The sequence below is a fragment of the Candidatus Accumulibacter vicinus genome, from assembly GCF_000584955.1.
Lineage (GTDB): Bacteria > Pseudomonadota > Gammaproteobacteria > Burkholderiales > Rhodocyclaceae > Accumulibacter > Accumulibacter vicinus.
Map to the genome: position 1 here is coordinate 8,439 of NZ_JDSS02000006.1, position 1,191 is coordinate 9,629.

The following is a 1,191-nucleotide window of genomic DNA, read 5'->3' on the forward strand; positions in this document are numbered from 1 at the left end:
CCGCTGCGATAGTTGTTCGGGATCTTGATTTCCGGAAATCACCTTAGATCGCGCGCAGCCGCGATCTGAACCGTTTGTTGGACGAGCCCGGCCGCCAGGCGCCGACCAAGCCTACAGAAAATAGGTTCCGCGTGGAAATGCCAGATGAGAAAACAGCGCGAGAGCAATGCCTTGATCAAAACGGCGCAGCGCGCCCAGGCTCGCCGCCAGCATCGACTCCTGGGTTGTACTCCGTTCCGATCGGCGCGTTGCCGGACCGTGGGGAGTAAGCGCCTCGGTCCGCGGGCCTGGTTGCTCAATCGAGCGCCGGGTTCTTGGCGTGAGCGCCGCAGTAAGCAACCGTCGCCAAACCGGCTCAGGCCTTCACGCCCGAGTGCCTCCGGCCATCTCGACCTCCGGATCAAGGGCTCGGGCGGTACCCCCTGGACGGTTTTCCCCTGCGTAGCGGCTTCGTCCAACCCGGTGTTCGAAACGACCTGCGCGAAAAACCGCGCAGGCGCCTCGACTCCACGTTAGCGAGCAAAGGACAGAGCGTGTATATCCCCAAGCAGTTTGAAGAGCCGAGAGTTGAGGTAATGCACGAGCTTGTCCGTGCGTATCCGTTGGCTACTCTGGTTATACATTCTTCAAGTGGTCTAAACGCAAACCACATTCCGCTTCATTTGTCGCAGTCGCCGGCGCCCTATGGTACGTTGCAGGGCCATATTGCCCGAGCCAATCCACTATTTGGCGAAATAACCGGAGGCATTGAAGCGTTAGCCATCTTCCATGGCCCCGATTCCTACATCACCCCCTCATGGTATGCCACAAAGAAGGAAACTGGCAAAGTCGTACCCACCTGGAACTATGCTTCTGTGCATGCTTATGGTGTCCTACGCGTTGTAGACAATGCGTCGTGGTTGCGCGCGCAACTCGATGCTCTTACCAGCCATAATGAAGCATTCTTTCCTGAACCTTGGGCAGTCTCTGACGCACCGGCGGATCACATTGAAAAAATCATGGCGGCCATTGTTGGTGTAGAAATGGTCATCACAAAGATGCTTGGTAAATGGAAAGTCAGCCAGAATCAACCAACGCAAAATCAAGTTGGCGTAATCTCCGGTTTGAAGGCAAGTGACCTTCCGACCTCGGAAGCAATGGCTGCCTTGGTCGAAACCGGAGCAAAAAATGCTCGCTAACGAATAAGGTTAA

At 55.9% G+C, this 1,191-nt stretch carries 1 protein-coding gene; it reads left to right on the forward strand.

Going from position 1 to position 1,191, the window contains the following annotated elements:
* The first annotated feature begins 533 nt into the window (after nt 1-533).
* Nucleotides 534-1,178, forward strand: a complete 645-nt coding sequence (locus CAPSK01_RS00860; protein ID WP_034921153.1) for an FMN-binding negative transcriptional regulator — start codon at nt 534-536, stop codon at nt 1,176-1,178.
* Nucleotides 1,179-1,191 lie beyond the last annotated feature (13 nt).